Source organism: Cyanobacteriota bacterium (assembly GCA_025054735.1).
In the GTDB taxonomy this organism is placed as follows: domain Bacteria; phylum Cyanobacteriota; class Cyanobacteriia; order SKYG9; family SKYG9; genus SKYG9.
The window spans coordinates 1-1,700 of record JANWZG010000595.1 but is presented as its reverse complement, the minus strand read 5'-3'; the positions used below and the strand labels follow the sequence as shown (position 1 = coordinate 1,700).

The 1,700-nt window shown below is 51.6% G+C and carries 1 protein-coding gene; it reads left to right on the top strand.

The annotated features are described in order from the left end of the window. Positions 1 to 294: 294 nt before the first annotated feature. The coding region (locus NZ772_18525; protein ID MCS6815552.1) for a CHAT domain-containing protein at positions 295 to 1,700 on the top strand (1,406 nt) is incomplete at its 3' end.

Here is a 1,700-nt window from a genome sequence, read left to right as displayed (position 1 = left end):
ATTGCCCAGCACTCCTCAATCAACGACTGTCAACATAACAACAGTAACATTTCACCACTAGGAACACTATGGCATGAAGACAAACTATCAAGTTTTGTCCGATGCGATGGAATGTCTTACCCTAGATTTGTGCTGGCTCCTACTAGTGTTTCTTACTCGCAGGGTTTCTTACTCGGTTGGGGTTTGTCGATTAGCGCTCATTCTCCGCTCCTTCTCAGTGAGTGATGCAGCACTATCCTGATGGCTTTATGGATATGACTGGGTATTGTAGAGAGGGGGGCTAGGACTATCGTCATGGATACTACTGTCATCTTGCGGCTGGGGCAAGAAAATCGATTTGGTGAGATTCCTGTGACGCTGCGGTTGAGTCGTGGGGACGATCGCCCGTTGGTAGAACTGACGGCAACTTTACCCTCGGTGATCGCTGTGGTGCAGCACTATGAGCAGTGGCAAGTTTGTTATCAGTCCCTTACTTCAGTCCGTCGGCGATTAGATGCCCCCAGTCAGCAAGTTAGCAACGTCTCTAGCGTGGAGCACTGCCTAGTGCTGGCCCAGCAGTTAACGATCGCCCTCAACCAATGGCTCAATACCAATAGTTTCCGTCCGATCAAGGAAGCCCTGCTGCAATATCTGTCTGTTGATGAACCTGTGCGGGTGCTTTTGCAGGGAGAAGATGGGCAGTTGCAACGTCTACCTTGGCACTTGTGGGATTTCATTCAGAACTATCGTAGGGCAGAAGTTGCCATTAGCCCAGCCTCTTATCAACGCCCTCAGCAGGCTGCATCTTGGCAACGGGGGGTAACTATTCTTGCCATCTTGGGGGATAGTCGTGGTATTGATACTGAGGTCGATCGCACCATGCTTTCTCAGCTACCAGACGCATCGGTGCGGTTCTTGGTGGAACCCAGTCGTCAAGACCTAAGCGATCAACTGTGGGAGCAGGGGTGGGATATTTTGTTCTTCGCAGGGCACAGTTGTACCCAAAACAGTGTGGGTAGGTTTGCGATTAATGCTACAGAGCATCTAACGATTGACCAACTGCGCTATGCCCTAAGAACTGCGATCGCCGCTGGGCTGCAATTGGCCATTTTCAACTCCTGCGATGGTTTAGGGTTGGCCCATCAGCTTGTAGACCTAAACATTCCCCAGATGATCGTCATGCGAGAACCTGTGCCCGATCAAGTCGCCCAGGCATTTCTCAAGTACTTTTTGCGGGAATTTTCCGCAGGGGAATCACTTTATCAGTCAGCGCGCATTGCTAGGGAGCGCCTGCAAGGGCTAGAAGGGGAGTTTCCCTGTGCTAGTTGGCTACCTGTGATTGTTCAGAACCCTGTAGCTATCCCACCCAGTTGGCAACAGTTGGTGCAGGGCAACGATCGTCGCCAGGAACCCCGCTCCAATACTGTTACCTTGGTGTTCACCGATTTAGCTGAATCCACTGCCATGAAAAATGCCATGCCTGGCCGTGATTTGGCAACCCGCAACCAGCAATTTTTCCAGCAAGTGCTCAAGCCCCATCGGCAACGAGTGGAGGCAAATCTCAGTGGCTATCGAGGGCGTGTGGTCAAAACTGAGGGGGATGGCCATTTTCTAGTGTTTGCCCATGCTGCCTCTGCCGTGCGTTGGGTCACCAAGCTGCAACTCAGCTATCTGTATGACCCTATCTTTACCCCCATAGGCACTGTGCAAATTCGGGTTGG